This is a genomic window from Pedobacter sp. AK013, from assembly GCF_014205835.1.
Classification (GTDB): Bacteria; Bacteroidota; Bacteroidia; order Sphingobacteriales; family Sphingobacteriaceae; genus Pedobacter.
In genome coordinates this window covers 69728-92453 of record NZ_JACHCQ010000027.1, presented here as the reverse complement: position 1 = coordinate 92453, position 22726 = coordinate 69728, and the positions used below count along the sequence as shown (strand labels likewise).

17 protein-coding genes are annotated in these 22726 nt (G+C 37.8%); 12 read left to right on the top strand and 5 right to left on the bottom strand.

The features are described from left to right. Nucleotides 1-508: 508 nt before the first annotated feature. Together HDC90_RS17810 and HDC90_RS17805 are read right to left on the bottom strand one after the other, a co-directional pair. The gene (locus HDC90_RS17810; RefSeq protein WP_184468802.1) at nt 509-763 is read right to left on the bottom strand and encodes a hypothetical protein; all 255 of its coding nucleotides are present in this window, start codon (nt 761-763) and stop codon (nt 509-511) included. A 246-nt stretch (nt 764-1009) separates the two neighbouring features. Continuing rightward, on the bottom strand, nt 1010-1828 hold the full coding sequence (locus HDC90_RS17805; protein WP_184468800.1) for an alpha/beta hydrolase family protein: 819 nt from the start codon (nt 1826-1828) through the stop codon (nt 1010-1012). Nucleotides 1829-2011: 183 nt separating this feature from the next. Between HDC90_RS17805 and HDC90_RS17800 the strand changes: the two genes are divergently transcribed. The 7 genes from HDC90_RS17800 (at nt 2012) to HDC90_RS17770 (ending at nt 11602) form a co-directional block, all read left to right on the top strand. Further along, entirely contained in the window at nt 2012-3103 is a 1092-nt protein-coding gene (locus tag HDC90_RS17800) for an AI-2E family transporter (RefSeq protein ID WP_184468799.1), read from the top strand. Between the two features lie 522 nt (nt 3104-3625). Further along, on the top strand, nt 3626-3877 hold the full coding sequence (locus HDC90_RS17795) for a CPCC family cysteine-rich protein (RefSeq protein ID WP_184468796.1): 252 nt from the start codon (nt 3626-3628) through the stop codon (nt 3875-3877). A gap of 214 nt (nt 3878-4091) precedes the next feature. Next, nucleotides 4092-4511: an SRPBCC family protein gene (locus HDC90_RS17790; RefSeq protein ID WP_184468794.1), complete on the top strand. Its 420-nt coding sequence runs from the start codon at nt 4092-4094 to the stop codon at nt 4509-4511. Nucleotides 4512-4830: 319 nt separating this feature from the next. Beyond that, a complete protein-coding gene (locus HDC90_RS17785; RefSeq protein ID WP_184468792.1) occupies nt 4831-6222 on the top strand; it encodes a TolC family protein in 1392 nt (463 codons plus the stop codon). A gap of 13 nt (nt 6223-6235) precedes the next feature. After that, nucleotides 6236-9520: an efflux RND transporter permease subunit gene (locus HDC90_RS17780; protein ID WP_184468790.1), complete on the top strand. Its 3285-nt coding sequence runs from the start codon at nt 6236-6238 to the stop codon at nt 9518-9520. Nucleotides 9521-9533: 13 nt separating this feature from the next. Beyond that, complete coding sequence (locus HDC90_RS17775) at nt 9534-10634, top strand: efflux RND transporter periplasmic adaptor subunit (RefSeq protein ID WP_184468788.1); 1101 nt, start codon at nt 9534-9536, stop codon at nt 10632-10634. Nucleotides 10635-10660: 26 nt separating this feature from the next. Beyond that, nucleotides 10661-11602, top strand: a complete 942-nt coding sequence (locus HDC90_RS17770; protein ID WP_184468786.1) for an AraC family transcriptional regulator — start codon at nt 10661-10663, stop codon at nt 11600-11602. Between the two features lie 216 nt (nt 11603-11818). Here HDC90_RS17770 and HDC90_RS17765 read toward each other — a convergent pair whose 3' ends face one another. Both HDC90_RS17765 and HDC90_RS17760 read right to left on the bottom strand, forming a co-directional pair. Then, the gene (locus tag HDC90_RS17765) at nt 11819-15337 is read right to left on the bottom strand and encodes a M1 family aminopeptidase (protein WP_184468784.1); all 3519 of its coding nucleotides are present in this window, start codon (nt 15335-15337) and stop codon (nt 11819-11821) included. Then, a complete protein-coding gene (locus HDC90_RS17760; RefSeq protein WP_184468782.1) occupies nt 15334-16233 on the bottom strand; it encodes an ABC transporter ATP-binding protein in 900 nt (299 codons plus the stop codon). Before HDC90_RS17760 ends, HDC90_RS17765 begins: the two co-directional genes overlap by 4 nt. A gap of 321 nt (nt 16234-16554) precedes the next feature. Between HDC90_RS17760 and HDC90_RS17755 the strand changes: the two genes are divergently transcribed. The 5 genes from HDC90_RS17755 to HDC90_RS17735 all read left to right on the top strand — a co-directional run bounded on the left by HDC90_RS17755 (nt 16555) and on the right by HDC90_RS17735 (nt 21423). After that, nucleotides 16555-18042 carry a sensor histidine kinase gene (locus HDC90_RS17755; RefSeq protein ID WP_184468780.1) on the top strand — a complete coding sequence of 496 codons (1488 nt, stop codon included), beginning with the start codon at nt 16555-16557 and terminating at the stop codon, nt 18040-18042. Next, nucleotides 18039-18767 carry a LytTR family DNA-binding domain-containing protein gene (locus HDC90_RS17750; RefSeq protein ID WP_184468778.1) on the top strand — a complete coding sequence of 243 codons (729 nt, stop codon included), beginning with the start codon at nt 18039-18041 and terminating at the stop codon, nt 18765-18767. Before HDC90_RS17755 ends, HDC90_RS17750 begins: the two co-directional genes overlap by 4 nt. Before the next feature lie 178 nt (nt 18768-18945). Next, a complete protein-coding gene (locus HDC90_RS17745) occupies nt 18946-19950 on the top strand; it encodes a phosphotransferase (RefSeq protein ID WP_184468776.1) in 1005 nt (334 codons plus the stop codon). Between the two features lie 63 nt (nt 19951-20013). Continuing rightward, a complete protein-coding gene (locus HDC90_RS17740; protein WP_184468775.1) occupies nt 20014-20877 on the top strand; it encodes a dienelactone hydrolase family protein in 864 nt (287 codons plus the stop codon). 240 nt (nt 20878-21117) lie between these two features. Continuing rightward, a complete protein-coding gene (locus HDC90_RS17735) occupies nt 21118-21423 on the top strand; it encodes a GIY-YIG nuclease family protein (RefSeq protein ID WP_184468773.1) in 306 nt (101 codons plus the stop codon). Nucleotides 21424-21761: 338 nt separating this feature from the next. Here HDC90_RS17735 and HDC90_RS17730 read toward each other — a convergent pair whose 3' ends face one another. Further along, on the bottom strand, nt 21762-22724 hold the full coding sequence (locus HDC90_RS17730) for a hypothetical protein (protein ID WP_184468771.1): 963 nt from the start codon (nt 22722-22724) through the stop codon (nt 21762-21764). Between the last annotated feature and the right edge of the window lie 2 nt (nt 22725-22726).

Here is a 22726-nt window from a genome sequence, read left to right as displayed (position 1 = left end):
TGTGGCATAAAGCGAAGCCTTAAACCTTTTCCGTTTAAACATATCCCTTATCTGAATAAATGATACTGCTGATTTTAAAAGACTTTTAAATAGGCGCTTGCCTATAGCGGATTGGACTGTTACTCATATTAGTTTTATTTGGTTAATGGCTAGTGATACTTATTCTCACCCTTAAAGATAATAAGCATTCAATAAACGTCTAATCAACGTTTATTAAATATATATACTATCTCGCTACAATAAGCACCGTATCTTAACACAAAACAACCATATTTTAACCCAAATCATTCTAGGTGCTAAATTATCCCTCAAACGCTTTAGAAGTCTTTCAGATTACTTGCACCATATGTTACATAAAGCATCTGTCCTTTTTACGACAAAATAAAAAGGGCTGCTCGAAAAAATCGAACAGCCCTTTTATTCGGTTGCCTGATGGAGAATTTTTTACAGTCAATTTCTCAAGCTTTAGTTTTCTCCTTTGGCAGTTACTTGGCCAGAAATTATCGATTTAACTTAGCATAATCTGGTAATTTACATTTACTCTTTTCGGATAATTACTTTCTTCTTTATTTAAGGAAACAAATGTAGCATTATCATGAACTTCATTTTTCAATGCATGTTCGTAATGCGATTGGATAGTTTCTTGGTAATCGTGCTGAAGGCTTTTCGTTGTTTCTGCTAAAAGATTTCTATCATTCAGGTTTTCTGGCAATAACGTGATATCGCAGTTTCCGTCACTGATTTCTTTGACTAAGTATTTCATTTTGGTTTTAAATCTTCGTTTCCTGTTTTATAAATAAGATTTCGAGAACGGCCAAAAATATGGTAAGTCTTTATTTTGTATGTAATCTAAAAGTTAATTTTTAGACTAAATCACGTATCAATTTTAATTCAAAATGTATGATTTCAACCACAGATCAAAATTTCAATTTTAAACAATTCTACAAATCACTGTTTATCAATAAGAAAAAAGAGAACAACTACTTAAACCAGCAGCCAATAACCAATTCTAAGGTTTACGGTTAAAATAATTATCAAAAAAAACGCTTTGAAACTTAATGGCATTCGCCCAATAATCCCAATTGTGTACACCGGGTCTGGTGGTAAAATCATGCGGAATATTGTTATACAATAGTTCATCATGCAGGCGTACATTCATTTTATAAAAAAAGTCGTCTATGCCACATTCAAAAGCAATAGCCAGCGATCCGGGTTTAATCAGGTAAACCATATCAATTACACTGTTCTGTTTCCAGCGCTCCGGAAACTCGTCCTGTTCACCTAATCTTTTTGAAATATCCCAGCCGTTCGGGAAAGGTTTAATATCTACACCGCCACTCATGCTGCCTACAGCCCCATATACATCCTGGTGTTTAATAGCCAGGTATAATGCACCATGGCCACCCATACTCAACCCCGTAATGCCTCTACCTCTTTTTTCGGCAATGGTTTTATAATGTTCATCTATATAACCCACCAACTCTTTAGCCACATAGGTTTCATATTTCCATTTAGCATCTACCGGACTATCGAAATACCAACTGGTTACATTACCATCAGGGCATACCACAATAAATTGATATTGATCGACAAGGTTTTTAATCGCCGGTACTTTTTTGGCCCATTCTGCATAGTTACCTCCTGCGCCATGGAGCAGGTAAACCACCGGAAAAGTTTTTCCAGTTTTATAGCTATCGGGCTTAATTACCACTGCTTTAATATTTTTGTTCATCGATTTACTATAGGTTAAAGCGGTATCTACTTCAGCAGCACTTAAAACATGGTTAAACAAAAACAAACAGGCGGTTATTAAAAAGCTATTTTTCATGGGCAGTTTTTAATTATTATTATAATGCGGTGCTAAATTTATAAAATAACTGGATATTGTTTGCCATTTCTGAGAATTGAAACCAAAAATAATGATGTCTTGCTTTTCTAATCATTAAACAGCTGAAAAATTTTAAAACAATTTTATTATCTTTTGGTTCTTGAACGATGAACCTATCTAAAAATGCTTAAAACATACCCATTTTACATCAAAGCACCTGTAATTCTTTTAGGATTAGTAATTACAGTATTTATGATGAGTGTGCTGAGAGATATTCTTGTGCCACTTGCTTTCGCAGCCCTGATTGCGATATTGCTCAACCCGCTTACCAATCGTTTCGAAAGAAAAATGCCCAAAATAGTCAGCATTATACTTGCGATGATTATCGGTATTGTGGTTGTTATTGCCATAGTCTATTTTCTATCCTCACAAGTGGCCCACTTCTTTGATGACCTGGACAGCATTAAACAAAAATTATCGCAATTGCTTGAGCAGATCAGGAGTTGGTTACAAAGCACCTTTGGTATCTCCACGCAGAAGCAGATGCAAATGCTTAATGATGCGGCAAACGGCAGCAAAGCCTTAATTGGTCAAACTTTAAGTGGCCTAATGGGTGTGCTCAGTGTGGTTTTCCTAATCCCGGTTTATACCTTTCTGATCTTACTATATAAAACATTGATCCTTAATTTTATTTACGAAGTTTTTTCAGAAGAAAACACAAAAAAAGTTGCCGAGATTTTAGGCGAAACGAAAGCGGCAGTCCAAAGCTATATTATCGGTTTATTGATCGAAACTTCTATTGTTGCCGTAATGAACGCTGCAGCCCTGCTTCTTCTTGGTGTACCAAATGCCATCCTCATTGGTGTTATAGGGGCAATACTAAACCTGCTCCCTTACATTGGCGGCATTATAGCCATTGCTTTGCCCGTATTAATGGCTACCCTTACCAAAGATGGCTTTACTACCCAGCTCTTAATTATAGGTGCTTATGCACTGATCCAGTTTATTGATAACAATATCCTTGTACCGCGAATTGTTTCGAGCAAAGTACAGATCAATGCCCTTATTTCTATCATAATTGTGTTAATGGATGCCGCGCTTTGGGGCATACCGGGCATGTTCCTATCCATTCCATTTATTGCGGTATTGAAAATTATCTTTGATCGGATTGATGGACTTAAACCCTGGGGTAAATTACTCGGCGATAATATCCCCACAGTGCACATGGGGCAGATGAAAAGGTTTAGGAAAAAGAAAAAACTGGCGACAGATTAATAATTCCTATTTATTCTTTTTTGAAAACCGACACCCAGCCTATAATCTTATTACAGGTTACGCCACGTAGCCCCGATTGCAGTGAGCACGAAGTAAAACGGAAAGCGGGAAGAAACCTTGATAATAGTACCGAATTGCGCTCCCATTTATATTAAGGCTTAGATAAAGAGTCTGTGAAAAAAACTGGCCACAATATAATTTAATATCCTTTATATTTTTTTGGAAATGAATGCTTAGTAGTACTTCGGTAGCAGCAGCCCCGTTATCCGCTTTAACCCGATAAAAGACTTTAAAACAAGCAAGCGCACCAAAACCAATGCTTAAATCAGGGTTATGTCTGCCGCATTGGTTATTTAATTTATTTGTTGGTATTGATTTGCAGTCCGGAAGAAGCCGAAAAAAAATTGATGTAAATTATACATGATCTAAGTGTTAGAAGGTTTTACCTATTGATCGGAATTCATTATCTTCCTTCCTTGAGCAGACTTACCGGGTAAAACAAACCTATAACTACGATAAATAATGGATACAGAAAATAAAATTAAATGTGCTTGCTGCAGTTTTTATACGATCGACAAAGATGCGATTTCAATGATCTGCCCAGTTTGTTTTTGGCAAAAAGATTTTTATCAGGAGGAACATATTGATGATGATGGCGGACCGAATTCAGTATCTTTGCGAGAATCAAAAGTGAATTTTAAGTCTTTTGGGGCTAAAGAGAGGAGGGTTTTAGATTTTGTAAGACCACCTAAAGAAGACGAGATCGTAGAATAGCGTGACCTTAAAAAATAAAAGATCTTTTCAGACAATAGAGAAACAAAAACATGCTAAAATTGTGTACCTACAATTAATCAAAATCTGAACGCGGTCAGGATAAACTAGAATCTGTCAATCCAACAAGGGTATTCCACCCCTATTTTGTCGTATTTACTCTTTATGAGTTATTAAAGTTCCTATAACTTTATTGAAAAATTAAACACCTTAAAACATGGAAAATAAAACATCAATTACTGTAGAAACAACAGTAAATGCACCAATAGAAAAAGTTTGGGAATTTTGGAATAATCCGGACCATATTACTAAATGGGCATTTGCCTCACCAGATTGGCATACCCCTTATTCAGAAAACGATTTAAAAGTTGGTGGTAAATTTAAAAGTACCATGGCTGCAAAAGATGGTAGCATGAGTTTTGATTTCGGAGGAACTTATACCACGGTTGATGAGCATAAAAAAATCGAATATACCATGGGCGATGGCAGAACTGTAAGCATTGTTTTTGATGCATTGAGCGAACAGACCAGGGTAACTGAAACTTTCGATGCAGAATCTACCAACCCTATCGAAATGCAACGTGGCGGATGGCAGGCCATTCTGGATAATTTTAAAAGTTATACAGAGGAATCATAACCTCCAAATAGAAAGATCGTCATTGCGGGGCACAAAGATAACCGAGCGGAGCGAGCTCATGAATGCCTTTAAAAGCAACTGCAAAAATGAATAATCTTAAAGCACTTGCTACTAGCGATAGTTGTAAGATGGCTTCGCCGGCTGAAAAACCTTTACAGCAATGACGATAATCTGAGAGTTGTTATTTTCAGTAATAGAATTGCCCTCTTGGCCACTTAAGTAACAATTCGATTATTATTTGATTCGCATAATTTTTGATTTGAACCAAATACTTTGATATAGCGTTCATAATTTACATTTGCCGTGTAAATTATACACTATGCCTCGTATATCTTTATTTTATTTTTCGCTATTATTATTTATCAGTCTATCTATCGGTGTAAATGCGCAAACGCTTAGCCTTAAACAGGCTGTTAATACCGCATTAAGCAATTATGGCACCATAAAGGCCAAGGATAATTATGCAAATGCATCAAAATCATCTATCCATCAGGCTAAAAGAGAGTATTTGCCAAATTTCAGTCTAAGTGCCCAACAAGATTATGGAACCATTAACGGCCAAAACGGCCCACAATATGGTCTGGGTGGTTTGGGAACAGCTTCCGCTGGTCCTGCTTTAAACAAACAAAATTGGAATGCTGCATTTGGCGGACTCTATCTGGCCAACATCAACTGGGATTTCTTCACTTTTGGAAAAATCAAAGATCGCATTAAAATTGCTGATGCTACTTACCAAAGAGACAAAAACGATCTGGAGCAGGAAAAATTCCAACAGGAAATCCGGGTTTCTGCAGCATATTTAAATTTGCTCGCCGCGCAAAGGTTAAGCAAATCGCAACAGAAAAATCTCGATCGCGCCATTACTTTTAAAAATACGGCCGTTATCAGGGCCAAAAACGGATTAATTGCCGGGGTAGATTCTTCATTCGCAAAGGCCGAAGTTTCTAATGCTAAAATCGCACTAACAAAAGCCAAAGATCTGGAACAGGAACAAGCCAACCGTTTGGGCGTTTTAATGGGGCAAACCGAAACATCGTATATGCTAGATACCGCTTCTATCACCCGAATTCCAGGCAACCTGCTCGAAGATACGGTAATCAAAAGTTCACATCCACTTTTAAAGTTTTATCAGAACCGGGTAGATGTTAGCCAGCAACAGGTTAATTATTTCAAAAAATTATATTACCCAACGTTTACTTTTTTTGGCGTAATGCAGGGTAAAGGTTCGGGTTTTAGTTCTGGTTATGCCTTAGATCAAACTGCTTATTCTACCAGTTATGCCGATGGAATAAACCCCACCCGCGGAAACTATTTGATTGGCATAGGAATGACCTGGAATCTATCTACATTGCTAAAAAACCGTCCGCAAGTGCGTGCGCAGGAATACATTAGCCAAGGCTTAAAGGAAGAATATAACCTTGTTGATCAGCAGCTGAAAGCACAGTTGGCCCTTGCTGAAACCAAACTAACCAATGCTTTGGCCAATTACAAGGAAGCACCTATTCAGGTAAAGGCAGCATCGGATGCTTATCTACAAAAAAGCACGCTCTACAAAAACGGACTCACTACATTGGTAGACCTCACACAGGCGCTTTTTACCCTAAACCGTGCCGAAACCGACCGGGATATTGCCTTTACCAATGTTTGGCAGGCCTTATTGCTCAAATCGGCTGCGTTGGGCAATTACGACATATTTATCAACGAATTTTAATCTGGCTATATAAATGAATTTAATACGTTTCGCACTCCGCAAACCCATATCCATCTTAGTTCTAGTGGCCGGGTTGTTCTTTTTCGGTATAGGGGCCATCAACCAGATCAAGGTTGATATCCTGCCGCAGATGAATCTTCCGGTAATTTATATTGCGCACCCCTTTGGCGGTTACACACCCGACCAAATGGAGGCTTATTTTGGTAAACAATATGTTAACATCCTACTTTTTGCAAACGGCATTAAAAGCATCGAAACCAAAAATACGCAGGGTTTAATGCTCATGAAGCTTACCTATTACGAAGGTACCAATATGGCCCAGGCAGCAGCAGAGTTAAGTGCACTATCCACAAGGGCGCAAGCCATTTTCCCGCCAGGTTCGCAACCGCCATTCGTGATCCGTTTCGACGCTTCGTCGCTTCCTGTAGGGCAATTGGTACTAAGCAGCCCTATCCGCACCAACAACGAATTGCAAGATCTGGCCAATACTTATGTACGCCCTAGTTTTTCGGCTATACCCGGCTTACTCTCTCCCGCCCCTTTTGGTGGTAGCCCAAGAACAATAGAAATTAACGTAAATCCGTCACTTTTGCGTTCTCATAACCTAACGGTAGATCAAGTGGTTGAAGCCATTAGGCTAAATAATCAGACCGCACCTTCGGGAAATGTGAGGATTGGCGATAAAAACTATATTACACCAACCAACTATACCGTTAAAAAGGTAAAAGATTTTGAAAATATCCCCCTGTTTAAAGGTAGTGTACAAAATTTACAGCTCCGCGATGTGGCTACCGTTAAAGATGGAGCCGATTTAGTAGCCGGTTATGCCTTAATTAATGGTAAACGATCCGTATATTTAAGTATAGCCAAATCTGGAGATGCCTCTACCTGGGAAGTAGTTAAAAACCTGAAGAAAAACCTGCCAAACATTCAAAATACCTTACCAGAAGATGTTAAGCTCTCTTATGAGTTCGACCAATCTGTTTACGTAATCAACGCCGTAAAAAGTCTGATCAGCGAAGGTGCCATTGGTGCAATATTAACAGGTTTGATGGTATTGCTTTTCCTTGGCGATAAACGAGCCGCACTGATTGTAATCCTGACGATTCCTACCTCTATTATTGCCGGGGTACTGTTCCTAAAGTTATTCGGACAAACCATCAACATTATGACACTAAGTGGATTGGCGTTGGCAATTGGTATCCTGGTAGATGAATCGACTGTAACGATAGAAAACATCCACCAGCATTTTGATATGGGCAAACCCAAGGCCCTGGCTATTTGGGATGCCTGTAAGGAAATTGCTTTCCCTAAACTGTTAATCCTGTTTTGTATCCTTGCTGTATTTGCACCAGCTTTTACCATGACCGGTATCCCTGGGGCGTTATTCTTACCTTTGGCATTGGCAATTGGTTTTTCGATGGTGGTTTCATTCTTGTTATCACAAACTTTTGTTCCGATTATGGCCAATTGGCTGATGATTGCACATCCTAAAAAAGGCAGTAAACATCACCCGGGCATTACACAAGACGAGGCCGATTTTGCGGCAACTGGTATTACACTCGAATCGGAAAAAGACACCCTGAACCAAAAAAGAGTGCTGGTTGAACGTGAAGATTTTAGTGGCAATGGTAAAATTGGTTTCTTCGATAGGTTCAGAAACCGTTTTATGCGTTTCCTTGATCGTATACTTCCTTACCGAAAAGCTGTTGTTCTGGTTTATTTGGTAGTAATTATCGGCCTGGCAGCGTTGCTATTGGCTAATATTGGTCGCGATGTTTTACCAAGGGTGAATTCGAGCCAGTTTCAATTGCGTTTACGTGCACCTGATGGGACACGCTTAGAACGGACCGAAGAAAAAGCAAATGTGGTTTTGGCTGAGCTGAAAAAAATGGTTGGCGAAGAACACGTTGGTATTTCTTCCGTTTATGTTGGTCAGCACCCTGCCCAGTTTTCAGTAAACCCGATCTACCAGTTTATGGCTGGTCCGCACGAAGCTGTTTTTCAGGTAAGCTTAAAAGATTTTGAAGAAGACATGGACGATTTTAAAGATCAGTTCAGGGAGCAAATCAAAAAAGTATTGCCTGATGTTAAACTTTCGTTCGAGCCGATAGAACTAACGGATAAAGTATTGAGCCAAGGCTCTCCTACCCCTATTGAAGTGCGTATTGCAGGCAAAAGCAAAAAACTGAATGAAAAATATGCCAATAAAATCCTCGCAGAATTGAAGGAAATCCCGTATATGAGGGATGTTCAGCTGGCACAGCCCATTAAATATCCATCATTAAATATCGATATCGACAGAACACGTGCGGCGCAGATTGGGGTTGATATGGCCGATATTTCGAGATCATTAATTGCTTCCACTTCATCATCACGTTATACAGATAAAAACATCTGGTTAGACGAAAAAGCGGCGCTGCCTTATAGTGTTCAGGTCCAGGTACCACTCAATCAAATGACCAGTAAAGATGATATTGGAGAAATTCCTTTATTGAAAAACTCGGCACGACCAGTATTGAGCGATGTTGCAAAAATTACTCCCGATACCACAGCAGGAGAAAACGATAACATTGGTGCCATGCCCTTCCTGTCCGTAACGGCAAACCTTTACCATACCGATTTGGGCACAGCATCTAAAGATGTAGAAAAAGCCATTAAAAACGTTGGCGAACTGCCGCGTGGATTAAATGTTACTGCTATAGGTCTGAGTAAGGTGCTAACTGATACTTTAGATAGCTTACAATCGGGTTTATTTGTAGCTATTGTGGTAATTTTCTTAATGCTGGCGGCGAATTTTCAATCTTTTAAGGTACCATTGGTTATTTTAGCCACTGTACCCGCGGTTATTTTAGGCTCCTTACTATTATTAACCATCACCGGATCAACCTTAAACCTGCAATCGTATATGGGGATTATCATGTCGGTTGGAGTTTCCATTGCCAATGCCGTGTTACTCATTACCAATGCAGAGCAATTAAGAAAGCACAATGGCAATGCGCTCGAATCGGCACGCGAAGCTGCTGCATTACGTTTACGCCCAATTATTATGACGAGCATTGCGATGATTGCGGGTATGTTACCAATGGCCATTGGTCATGGTGAAGGTGGTGGCGCTGTTTCACCATTGGGCAGAGCAGTTATTGGTGGATTATTGGCCTCAACATTTGCCGTACTCATTATATTGCCGTTGGTATTTGCATGGGTTCAGGGCAAACAGACTACCGATTCGATATCGCTTGATCCGGAAGATGAAGAAAGCATCCATTACATTAAAGGTTTACAAGAAAACGAATAAATCATCATTACAAATGAATACAAAGATATTTTCAACACGATTATTGAGTACAGGATTTTTAGTACTAACGGCTATATATGGCTGTAGGCACTCCGAATCGAAAGTAACACCTAGGAAAGAAAAAGAAGCAGCGATAGCTACATTCGACCTTAAAAAAGAGAAATTATCAACCAAACTGAGTTTACCAGGCGAATTAATTGCTTTGCAACAAGTTGATTTATATGCCAAAGTAAGCAGTTTTGTAAAAACCTTAAAAGTTGATATTGGCTCAGAAGTAAGCAAAGGGCAGTTATTGATGACTTTGGAAGCACCCGAAATGAGTTCGCAACTGGCCGCAACACAATCGCGGATAAAGGCACAAGAAGCAATTTATACGGCGAGCAAAGCGAATTACAACCGTTTATACGAAACCAGCAAAACCCCTGGAACGATTTCAACAAATGATCTAGACCAGGCGATGGCAAAAAAGAACTCGGATTTAGCACAGCTCGAAGCAGCAAAAGCGGCCTACAAAGAAGTAAGTTCGGTTCAGGATTATTTAACCATCAGGGCACCTTTTAGTGGCATTATTTCGGCCAGAAATGTGAATTTAGGTGCCTACGTTGGTCCTACAGGCAAAGGCTCAGATTTACCCCTGTTCACGCTACAGGACCAGAAAAATCTGCGTTTGGCCGTTTCCATTCCAGAGGTTTATACGGGTTATTTAAAAGCTGGCGATGAAATTAGTTTCACAGTTAAATCTTTGCCTAATCAGACTTTTAAAGCTAAAGTGAAACGTTTATCAGGTGCCTTAGATTTACGCTTACGTTCTGAGCGTATTGAAATGGATGTACCCAATACCTCGAAAGTTTTGTTACCTGGCATGGTTGCAGAAGTGAATATTCCGCTTCCGGCCAATGCCAGCACCTTTATCATTTCCAAAAAAGCTTTATTGGATACCAGTGAAGGATTATTTGTTTTAAAAGTAGCCGATAACAAAGCGGTTAAAGTAAGTGTAAAAAAAGGCAGGGAAACCGATGATCAGGTAGAAATTTTTGGTGATTTAACAGAAGGTGACAAATTAGTGGCAGAACCGACCGAGGAAATACATGAGGGAATGACGATTAAACCTTAACTTTACCTGTATTAAGCACTTAAAGTATGTTATCAAAAAATCAAGAGCTTTCTACCCTTCAAAAGAAGGAAACATTAGAGGATTTTTATAATAAATTAAAAATCACCCGGCCTGAAATTCCTACGCCAAGCCTAGGGATGATTAATGATATCGGGCATTTTAATGTATTTAATAGAACTATCGTTTGCAGCAATGTACCGTCTGTTTTTAGCCGCAGAGATTTTTATAAGATTTCGCTAATCATTGGTAACGGCATTTTGCATTACCCCGATGCACAGATTGAAATTAAAGGACGGGCCTTACTGTTTACCAATCCTAATATTCCATATTCCTGGGAAAGTACCTCACCGAAACCCGCCGGATTCTTCTGTCTATTTACCGAGAATTTTATCCATAACCGTAACGAAACCCTCCGCGATTCTTTATTGTGGCGCATTAACGATAGTCCGGTAATCCACATTAGCGAAGAGCAAGAGGTCATTTTAACTGATATATTCACTAAAATGATGAAAGAAATGGATGGCGATTACATCCATAAATACGATCTGTTAAGAAACTATGTGCAACTTATTGTTCATGAAGCATTAAAGGTTAAACCTCAGGATGTTGTTTTTAAACAGAATAATGCATCGGCACGTTTAACTTCATTGTTTATCGAATTGTTAGAAAGGCAGTTCCCAATCGGCTCTACTGAGCATATTTTGGAGTTAAAAACAGCCCACGATTTTGCTTTCCGCTTATTGGTACATGTAAATCACTTAAACCATGCGGTAAAAGAAGTAACTGGTAAAACCACTTCAGAGCACATTTCGAGAAGGATAGCAACAGAAGCGGTGGCCTTGCTAAAACATACTGAATGGAATATCGCACAAATTGCTTATTGTTTGGGTTTTGAATACCCTGCCAATTTTAACATATTTTTTAAACGTCAGATGCAATGTACACCAAAAGGTTTTAGGGCAAATTGATAAGAATCGTATTAAACCTAGTCGTTTAAATATTCGAAGCGCCAGTCCTGAAATAAGGAAATGGCGCTTTTTTTATTGATCAAAGCTAAGTAATGTGCTATCTCCAATCGTTTCGTCATTTCGAGCGGAGTACAGCGAAGTCGAGAAATCTTTTAAAGTTGCTAAAGTCCAAAGATTTCTCCACTGCGGTCGAAACGATCTTTCTACAAGGATCTTTTACTCCACCACAGCTACATGATCGCCTTTATCAACATCCAATACATACCCATAAGGATCAATAACTACCGTTTTTGGTTGATGAGCAACAATAATTGAAAGTTTGGTTTTACGCTGGCTTACTTGAAGCTTTTGGGTATATACAGGTTTAATATCAGGTTCCCAATCCATTTCCAATTGGTCAAAACAGGCTAGATCCACTTCAAGATCCGGCAATTGTTTATCGCCATTAGCTAACCTTTCTGCATCAATTTCCAGGTCAATTTTAAATTTCCCGTTCATGAGTTTTTTACAATTGATTAATTTAATATCTAAATCATAAGTAACTACCTCATTAAAACAATCGTTAATAAACTTTTTGTGTTTAGGCAAAACCTGCTTTAAGAGTGCATTTACCAAATCGGCCGCTGTAGCTTTAGGTTTGGGATTTTCATGATCGATAATAAGCTGACTCAATATTGTATTGAATTTCTTTTCTCCAATTAATTCTTTCACCGCATACATCGTTATTCCTCCTTTTTGGTAATGTACATAAGGTTGATCTAAAGTTTTGGCCAAGGGTAGCTCCCTTTCGTTATTATTCCGGTTTAAAAAATAGAGGTTATTATCGTAAGCCAAATACTTCCTTAAATACATTTTGCCAAAAGTCTTTTCAATCAACACATTTTCGGTGTATTTAGCCAACGATTCGGTTAGCATGGCATAACCTGCAACATTTGCAGGAGCCAATATATTTGCCCACCATTGGTGTGCAGTTTCGTGCGCAGCGATGGCATAACTCTGATCAATAGCATCTTTCTGACTATAATTTCCTAGAAAATTAATGTTCTCTGCACTAAAAACCACTCCCGGATAGGCTGTTGCAGCACCTTTATATTGAGGAATTTCTGCAATGGTTAAGTGTTTAAGGGGGTATTTTGCGAAATGCGCATTACCGTAATCTAAGGCATCCCTAACGGCCTTAAACATACTTTTCAAATTATATTCTTGCCCAGATTGATAATACACCCTAAGATCTACTCCCTTGTACTTTTCCTTTTTTACCCTATACCTCGCACTGCTCAGGGCAAACATAAAATTTATAGGGATCGAAGTTTTGTACCTGAAATAGCTTCGGTTATTGGCTATCCAGTTTTTTTGCAATTCGCCAACGGTAATCACCTGCTGATCAATAGCTGTAGAAATTGTGGTTTCTAAATGGATCAGCTCATAAGTGTTGTTAAGATTAGGTTTGCTGGCTATTTCTGGTAAACCTGCCCTTTTCCGTTCGCGTTTGTCTTCGCTCTCAAAATTATAGCAATAATCAAATTGAGGTACAATTTTCTCCAATTCAATATAAGATCCATTTTTTACAACTGAGTTTTCGCTATTAAAAGGAATAAATCCAGAGCGGATTACTTCAACAGAAAAATCCATCATGATCTCTTCATTAGGTTGCAATGGTGTTTTTAAAGTGATAAACTGTTGATTAAATGCTTCATCTCTTTTGCTTTTTTCACTTTCTATAATGGTTATGGAAAATGAATTTACAGCAGGGCTAACGTAAGTCCATATTTTGGCAATAGGTAATTTTGATTCATTTTTTAAACGGTAAGTGCCCTTAATGGTGTATTTTCCTTCATTAGGATATAAATCTACACTCATTTTAACGTCTTTAATTACTGGTTGAGGCAGGCCTGCCAACGCTTTATATTTCTGCTCGTAAGCCAAACTCCAGTTTAATTGATCCTGTTTATTTTTATATTTCCCAATGGTATTGGTTTGATGATAAATAAATGCAGCACAAGAAATCCATAGCAATAATGCTAAAACTGTAGTCCATTTATATTGCTTCAATGTTAAACCGATTGATCTGAATCTTGTTTTAATCTTAATTTCAACTAAACGCTGCCACATTCCAATGGTTAAAACGGCAATAACAATTACAAAAGCCGACCAATACAGCATATACCAGTTAAATGCGTTGGCATAATATCCAAAGCCATTAAAATAAGAATGTAATAAATCAGGAACTGTTGCAAATCGGAAAAGATAGTGTGCTAAGCCAAACCTTTCTGCATACGAAACCAGGAAAATAACGATCATGCTCAGCAACATACCGAGATACTTGTTTGCACTTAAATTCTGGATAAAAACGACGAGTACTACAAAAAGTAATAAAGGGAATGCGCTATAATAGTACAAGGATAAATACATGGGTAACTCAATCTGGAAATAGCCATGTGTAAGCTGAAGAACAATACCGATTCCAATATTTAGCGTTACGAGGATGAAAACGAGCGCAAAAAGACTCAGGTTTTTTGCCATCCATAATGCTGAATACTGAACAGGTGTACTATAAATCAAGGAGTGAATATTTACTGATTTTTCTTTGCCAATGGTTTCTGCCGCGTAAAAAACAATTAAAATCAGACCGAATTTCATGGAACGTATTTCTTCGATAATGATACCTGTTGCCGGATAGCTATGAATACCATAAATACCACTGAACAGCTTGTCTTTTAACTCTACCCCGAAAAGAAAAACCCACAATAATAACATTACCATAATGGGGATATTTTTAAACAAGAATATCATTTCGAGTTTAAACTGTGCGAAGAACGTATTAAGGTAATAACGAGAGCCATTTGAAAATACTACAAAAGCACGATAAGGAACCAACTCAACTGGTTCTGCTTTAGCTGCCTTTATTTTAGCTTGTTGTTGTTGCTGCAAACGAAAATTGAATAAACGATAGGTAATCAGCACCAGTAAGGCTGTAAAACCAAGCCAAAGCAACCTGTTGAGTAAAAAGGCGCCGTCGAATGGAAATAGCTGTTTATTGCGCTGTAGATCAGTCCATGTTCTGGTTTCGCCAAAAAATGAGGCTAATGCAAAAGGATCTAAAAGTAGTGGTAAAATATCGGGGCTACCTGCTTTCATTGTCGAAGTAGCCAACAATGGCGAATTGCCAAATATCGAAGCGAGCATATACAAAATGTACATCAGCACGCCAACCACATAAATTGCCCGCACATTTTTCGTTAATACAGTAGTACAAAATAAAATACCTGCGGAGAACAGCACATTTGGCAGTGCAAAAACTAAAAGTGGCTGTAAGAAATAAGTAATGCGGAAGTCACCTAACCGATCGGCCGCTATAAAGAAAGTACCCAAGTAAATACCCAGGGCAACCAGCAACAGTAAACTAAAAACCGAAATAATCAGGCCTAAAAGCCTGATAACAAAATAAGGGCGTTTTTTGATCGAAGTAGTAAAAACAACTGCTTCCATTTTATACAGATTGTCTCTCAGCACCACATTAGCACTAAATAATGTACCCGAAAAGATAGAGAAAAGCGAAAGCAGGACGATGATGTTGGTAATGACATATGGTGAATTTTTATGCACATCTTCAGAACCAAACCCACCCTGTACCACACAGAAATACCCCAGGATAAAAAACAAAAGGGCAGCCACTTTGAACGATATCTGCCCGAAATGATATTTAAGCTCAAATTTTAGTAAATCTATAATCATAGCATAACCTCCAAATTTTGATTGGCAGCGCCAAATAATGAAGAAAAATATACCTCTTCAAGTCTAGGATAAACCCGTTCGAAAACATGTGCAGGACATTCATCAGCCAGTATAAAAATGTGAAGCTTACCCGAAATAATTTTCGTAGAAATTACATTAAAAACGGATGAGTATTGAGCCAGATCTGCCTTATCGATCACCCTTCGCCAGATTTTCCCATCTAACTTTTGGGTTAAGTCTGATGGTTTACCCTGTAAAATCAACTTCCCATTGGCCATTACTGCCATTTCAGCACAAAGATCATTCACATCCTCTACAATATGGGTAGACAAGATAACCACACGATTGGCACCAATTTCACTCAACAGATCATGGAACCGGTTTCTTTCCTGTGGATCAAGCCCTGCGGTAGGCTCATCTACAATAATTAACTGCGGGTTGCCCAACAAAGCCTGCGCAATGCCGAAACGCTGCCGCATACCACCCGAAAAAGTGCTGACATATCTTTTTCTCACTTCAAATAAATTGGTCTGTTGCAGCAATGAAGTCACCTGCTCCTTGCGTTCATTCTTATTTTGCAATCCTTTTAAAACTGCAAGATGATTGAGTAAATCTATAGCTGAAACTTTAGGATATACGCCAAAATCCTGTGGCAAATACCCCAGTTTATTGCGCATTTCCTGAGAATTTTGCAGCACATCGCTTCCATCAAAATGAACCTGGCCTGCGTCTGGTAGCTGTAAGGTAGCAAGTGTACGCATAAGTGAAGATTTACCAGCTCCATTAGGCCCCAATAAGCCAAACATGCCATTTGCAATATTCAGGGTAATACCATCAAGGGCCTTTACACCATTTTGGTAAGATTTTGTAAGTTGCTGTATTTTAAGCCGTACCATATTAAATAATTAAGATGGACGCAAATTAGACCGATTAAACCGATCTGTTAAATATAAGTGACGAAAGAAGGTGAAATGATGATGAAAGGAAATAATAACAGTGATGTTCCTTTCATCATGAAAAACATGCCCTTCATCATCTAAATTTTTCACAAACTTCAAACTTTCATAACTTTAAAAATGGCTTCAAAGATTATCATCCTGGTATTGTCAGGCTGAGCATAGTCGAAGCCCCTTATAATTAGATCATTTAAAAAAGATTAACATTGGACTATGCTTAGGGTGACATCTTTTTTAATTCATATTATTCTATTTAACAAAATGCTCAACAAGAATTTTAATTATAAATACCAAGACTTTTTCATATTTGTTGGTCTTTTGTTGTGGATAGCCATATTTAATACGCACAACTTAAGCAGCAAAATTTGGCTTGGCTATGCCAGCTGCATTTTAGCTTTGGTTTTTTGTTTGCTCCCTGTACTTGTTTTTTCTTTTCTTAAAACCAGGCTAAAAAACGTTCTAAGTAAAAATCAATACATTACTCACTGGTGCACTTGTTTCTTTATCCTGCTTCCGCTTTTTACCGATATTGCATCTTACCTGCAAATCGCGAAGCTTGATCATGCTGTTTTTATTTCAACAGCTTTGGCGGCAGTCGCCCTCGAAATGATGTTGATTGCTAATCAGTATTACCAGAAAAAAGTGCAGCACATTAAATGGATAAAAAAAATTGGTCTGGAGAATGCCGTACTCATTACCATCATCTTACTTGCTGCAACCATCTCCGTAATGGCCGTTTCGAGCTTGGAGAATCCAATTTATCAAAGAAATGGCTTCCGTTTGATTGGCTTCGAATTCAATATCAAAATGCTATTGTTTAATTTTGGAACATTTTTAGGCTTCTTTTCACAATTTTTGATCATGTATTTATGCGGATACCTGCTTTTCCTGATCAATAGCCGTTTTCTGGTATCTAAAATCCTCAAAGAAAAAGGACTACTAATTTACCTTTTAACACTTTCTGCTACCATTGCAGTTCTTTATCCCCTGTTGGCACAATTATTAATTTCGCTACCCATTAACACGGTTTTTGGTCGGAGAATATTCGTAACTAACCCCTTTGAGCTTGAAAATGCATTTGGGGCCTTTGCCATTATGTTGGTCAGTTTACCTGTAGTTTTGGCGCTACAATGGGGAAAGCAGAACAATAAAATCCTCTTGCTAGAGAAAGAAAAATCGCAGAATGAACTCGACCTGCTAAAGCAACAGCTTAATCCTCATTTCTTCTTTAATACCCTTAACAACCTTTATGCATTAAGTTTGCAGAAATCGGATAAAACGCCTGAAAGTATTTTGCAATTATCAGAACTGATGCGTTATACGATTTACAGGGGACAGGAAAAAACAGTTAAACTTTCCCAGGAACTGGATTATATTCATGATTACATCCAATTGCAGCAAATCCGTTTACAGAAAACCTTAGATTTTGAATTTAATAAACAGGTTGTGGATGATCAGATTGATATTGCCCCACTCCTGCTAATTGTGTTTGTAGAGAATGCATTTAAACATGGCATTGAACGTGCTGAAGAGGAAGCCATTCTAAAACTTTCTCTAATCAGTAACCATAAAGCAATTGTTTTCTGCTGTGAAAACTCTTTCGATCCTGAAGAAAGCACTGGTTATAAGGGGATTGGGATTGACAATTTGAAAAAGAGGCTTGATTTGCTTTATCCTAACCGTTATACATTGCATATTACCTCTGATGGTAATATCTTTAAGGCAGAACTCAAACTCCAGCTAACATGAGCTTACGTTGCTTAATAGTAGATGATGAACCGCTTGCACACGGCGTAATTACCGAGTATGCAAAAGATATTCCTTTTATTAGCATAATTGGCGATTGTTATCGCGCTACAGAGGCCTTAGATTTTTTGAGTAAACAGCAAGTAGATTTAATTTTCCTGGATATTCGGATGCCAAAACTCAATGGTTTGGATTTTTTGAGGACCTTACCCCATAAACCTCTTGTAATTATTACCTCTGCTTATGAAGAATACGCTTTAGAGAGTTTTGATCTGGCCGTTTGCGATTATCTGTTAAAACCTTTTAGGCTCGATCGTTTTGTAAAAGCGGTTCACCGCGCACTGGAATTGTACAACCTTAAAAAACAAACTACAGGCCCTATTGAAACCGAAAAAACAGAGGCCAAAAGTTATGGACAAATCTCTATTAAAGCAGACAAAAAATACATCCTGGTAAAAACCCAAGAAATACAATATTTAGAAAGCCTGGGTAATTATGTAAAGGTTTGGAAAAACGGTGATTTTCTATTAACCCCCAGAACATTGGCCAGTTTTGAAGATCAGTTACCAGCCGATTATTTTATCCGAATTCATAAATCTTTTATTCTCAATAAAAAATATGTAGACTATTTAGAAGGCAATACCATTGTACTCAAGAATGGCCAGGAGGTTCCAATTGGCAAAAATTATAAGAGCACAATTAAGCAGCTGCTCAACATAGCGGATTAGAAGACCAAATAATTGGGCAGGGCTTCTTATGATAACCATAAGTCCATTAATGTTTCGCTAACCGATCCGATTAGCTTTCAAATGGTTGGCACCTGGGATGTAATATAGTCTGATTTACCGGGTAAGGTAAGATGTCGATTTAAAATTTTATATTTAAAACCCCAAACCTTATATCCCGATGCAAAATTTCTTCCCCGCGCAATACACTACTTTATCAGCCGCTGCATTAAAAGATTATTTAATTGAAACTTATGATTTAGATCAGGCTACAACATGCCGATTACTCATCAGAAATGTAAGCGATACTTATATCCTGGAAAATCTGAACCAGAAATACATCTTCAAAATTTACCGCAATGCCCACCGTAAACGTAACGAAATTGAAGCTGAAGTAGAATTACTTAACATTTTAAAAGCAAACGGAAATTCGGTTTCTTATCCAATAACTGATAAAGAAGGAAAACAGATTCAACAGTTTAATGCCATTGAGGGCTTACGAAATGGCATATTGTTTTCTTTTGCAGACGGGAAAGTAATTTTAGACCTCGAAGAACAGCACCTTATTCGGTTAGGATACGATATAGCTAAATTGCATCAAACCACATCATCAATAAAACTGAACAATCCTAGGCCCACATTCGATTTTGAAACCACTTTATTTGAGCCCTTAAAAGATCTCAAACCTCATTTTTCGGAAATGAAAGAAGAATATGAATATTTGAGCAACATTTCAGAAAAAGTAGTTAAAAAGTTTAAAGAATTCGACACATCAAAATTCAGTTATGGCTATTGCCACTATGATTTCTTCCCTAAAAATTTCCATTTTGATGAGCAAGGAAAAATTACTTTCTTTGATTTTGATTTTGCAGGAGAAGGTTACCTGATTAACGATTTAATGTCGTTCCTTAACCATTATTTCTTCCACCAATTGAACAACTTAATTTCCAAAGAACAAGCCGAAAAGGATTTCGACATCTTTATAAATGCGTATCAGCAAGTCAGGCCGTTAACTGATGATGAATTAAAAGCCATTCCCTACCTGGGCATTACCTTCCATATTTTCTTCTTGAAATTCTTTTATGATAATTACGATGATTGGTCTAATATTTTTTTAACCCCACGATATACGAAACACCGTGTAACACTCATTAAAAAATGGGAAGAAATGTATTGTAACTTTTAGGTAATACTGCCTTAAATTTCGTCATGCTTTTTTATCTTGTATGGTAATTCAAAAATCAATAAGATGGATCAGAAAATAATTAACCTGTATGATGAATATACCCACAGTCGGCTAAGCAGAAAAGATTTTATGGGAAAACTGGCTATCCTGGCTGGTAGCACCGCTTTGGCTATGACTATTCTGCCTATGCTGGAAAATAATTATGCCGCAGCAGCAGATTTTAACAGTGATGACATCGAAGTTGAAAATATTACCTATGCTGGTGTTGATGGTGAAATGAAAGCTGTACTGGCCAAGCCGAAAGGTAAAAAGAGTTTGGGCTGTGTACTGGTTATTCATGAAAATAGAGGTTTAAATCCACATATTATTGATGTAACCAAACGTATTGCTGCTGAAGGTTTTCTGGTCCTGGGTGTTGATGCCCTTTCGCCATTTGGTGGAACACCAGTTGATGAAGATAAAGGGCGCGAATTAATTGGCAAATTAGATCCTGAAAAAAATTTACAGAACTACTTGAAGGGCCTGGATTATTTACGCCAAAGAAAAGACGGAAATGGTAAAGTAGGTTGTGTTGGTTTTTGCTGGGGCGGTGGAATGGCCAATAAATTAGCGGTTAACGATCCGAAACTACAGGCAGCTGTGGCTTATTATGGCGCACAGGCCAATGCGGCCGATGTTCCTAAAATTAAAGCGAGTTTAATGCTACACTATGGCGGTTTAGACGAAAGGATTAATGCCGGAATTCCTGCTTATGAGCAGGCTTTAAAAGAGAATAAAATTGATTACAAAATTTACATCTATGATGGGGTAAACCATGCGTTTAACAACAACACATCTCCTACCAGATATAACGAAGCCGCAGCAAAACTAGCCTGGAGCAGAACAATTGATATGTTTAAACAGAAATTGGCGGTGTTGACGAGGTAGTAAGTTAAACCATCGTAAATCCGTCATTTCGAGCGGAGCGGAGCGAAACGGAGCGAAACGGAGCGAAACGGAGCGAAACGGAGAAATCTTTTAAAGTACTATAAAGCCAAACTTAAAAGATACAGTGAATCCTGGTTCAAAGATTTCTCCATTCCGCTACCAATGAAAAATTGGTAAGCTCCAGTCGAAATGACGATTTTATAATAGAAACGATAATTTTTCTCCTTAAATTCATTAAATATGGAACGCGGAGGATGTATTTACATTATGACCAATTATCAAAGAACAACTTTATATATTGGTGTAACTTCTGACTTAAGGAGCCGTATTTATGAGCATCAAAATAAAATTCGTCCCAAATCCTTTACTGCAAAGTACAACCTCATGCTCTGTGTGTATTACGAAGTTCATACATCAATAGAAGAGGCCATTGATCGGGAAAAGCAAATAAAAAAGTGGAATAGAGCGAAAAAAGATGCGCTAATTGATAGTTTTAATAAGAGTTGGGTAGATTTAACTGAAACAATAAATGATTGGGACGAATAAGATTTATAAACTCGATGTTTCGAGCGGAATACCACTCGTACCGTCATTTCGACTGGAGCGTAGCGATATGGAGAAATCTTTTAAAGATGCAGCTAAATTTGGTTCAAAGATTTCTCCATTCTACTACCAATGAAAAATTGGTAAGCTTCAGTCGAAATGACGATCGCATTATTAGTTTTTCTTTAGGAAGTTTACAATAGTTCCGTCATTTCGACTGGAGCGCAGCGAAACGGAGAAATCTTTTAAAGATATAGCTAAACCTGGTTCAAAGATTTCTCCATTCCGCTACCAATGAAAAATTGGTAGGCTTCAGTCGAAATGACGATCGCATTATTACCTTAAAACAAATCCGTCTTTAACATCGTCTTCAAAATATTCGATTGAACATCAAAATTATTGAGGTGGTTCAGGAAATTGATATCTGATATTTTACTGTAACTGTCTTCCAATAAATTAATAACTTCATTCGGAATGGCTGTTTTTAAAACCGCAGCATTACTTTTTAACTTATCGTTTTTATATTGCAGTTCTTGTACAATCCGTTCCCGTTCTGAAAGATTGTTAGACATATCCAAATCTTTCAAAATGGTTAAATCGCAGAACAAAAACAGGTTTCGGCTTGGAAAAAACAGGTAATAACTGTCTATATCTAAAAATTTATATACTTCAATAACCAGTTCGCCCGATTTTAAACCAATATAAAATTCGGTCCGGAAATCGTTCTTACACAACTTACCCATCAACTTTTTTTCAATTGTTGCATAAACATTGGCATACACCTCTTTACTTTGAAAATCAATCAGTTTAGCAAATTGATCCGGTTTGAGATCGAAATAAAAATCGTTGGCGTATTTGGAGCTAAAAACGTTGATGTTTTTTGAAAAAGGAAAATCGGAACTGAGCTCAGACAATACACTGAACAGCTTCCGCAGCGATAAGTTAATTTTAAGCGATTGTTTCTGTTTATCCTGCTGAAAACTTTTCTGATCAACAAGCATATCGGCCATTCTACCAATCAATTCTTCGTTCAGGTCAATTTCATCGTATAGGAGTGATACGTTTTTCTCATTGCTCTTTTTAATCTTTCTGAGCAATTCAATCACGCTATCGGTAAACTGGAGATGAAAAAGATCTAATTTTTCGATCTCTAACTCTTCATTATTGGCAAAAAGTTGATGAATAACCTGGCTTCTCAGGTAAATTTTATAAATCACCTCATCATCAAAAAACACAGAGAGCAACTGTAAACGGTTGATCTCTGCGTTTGATTTTTTGAGAATATTTAAACGGTATTCATCCATAT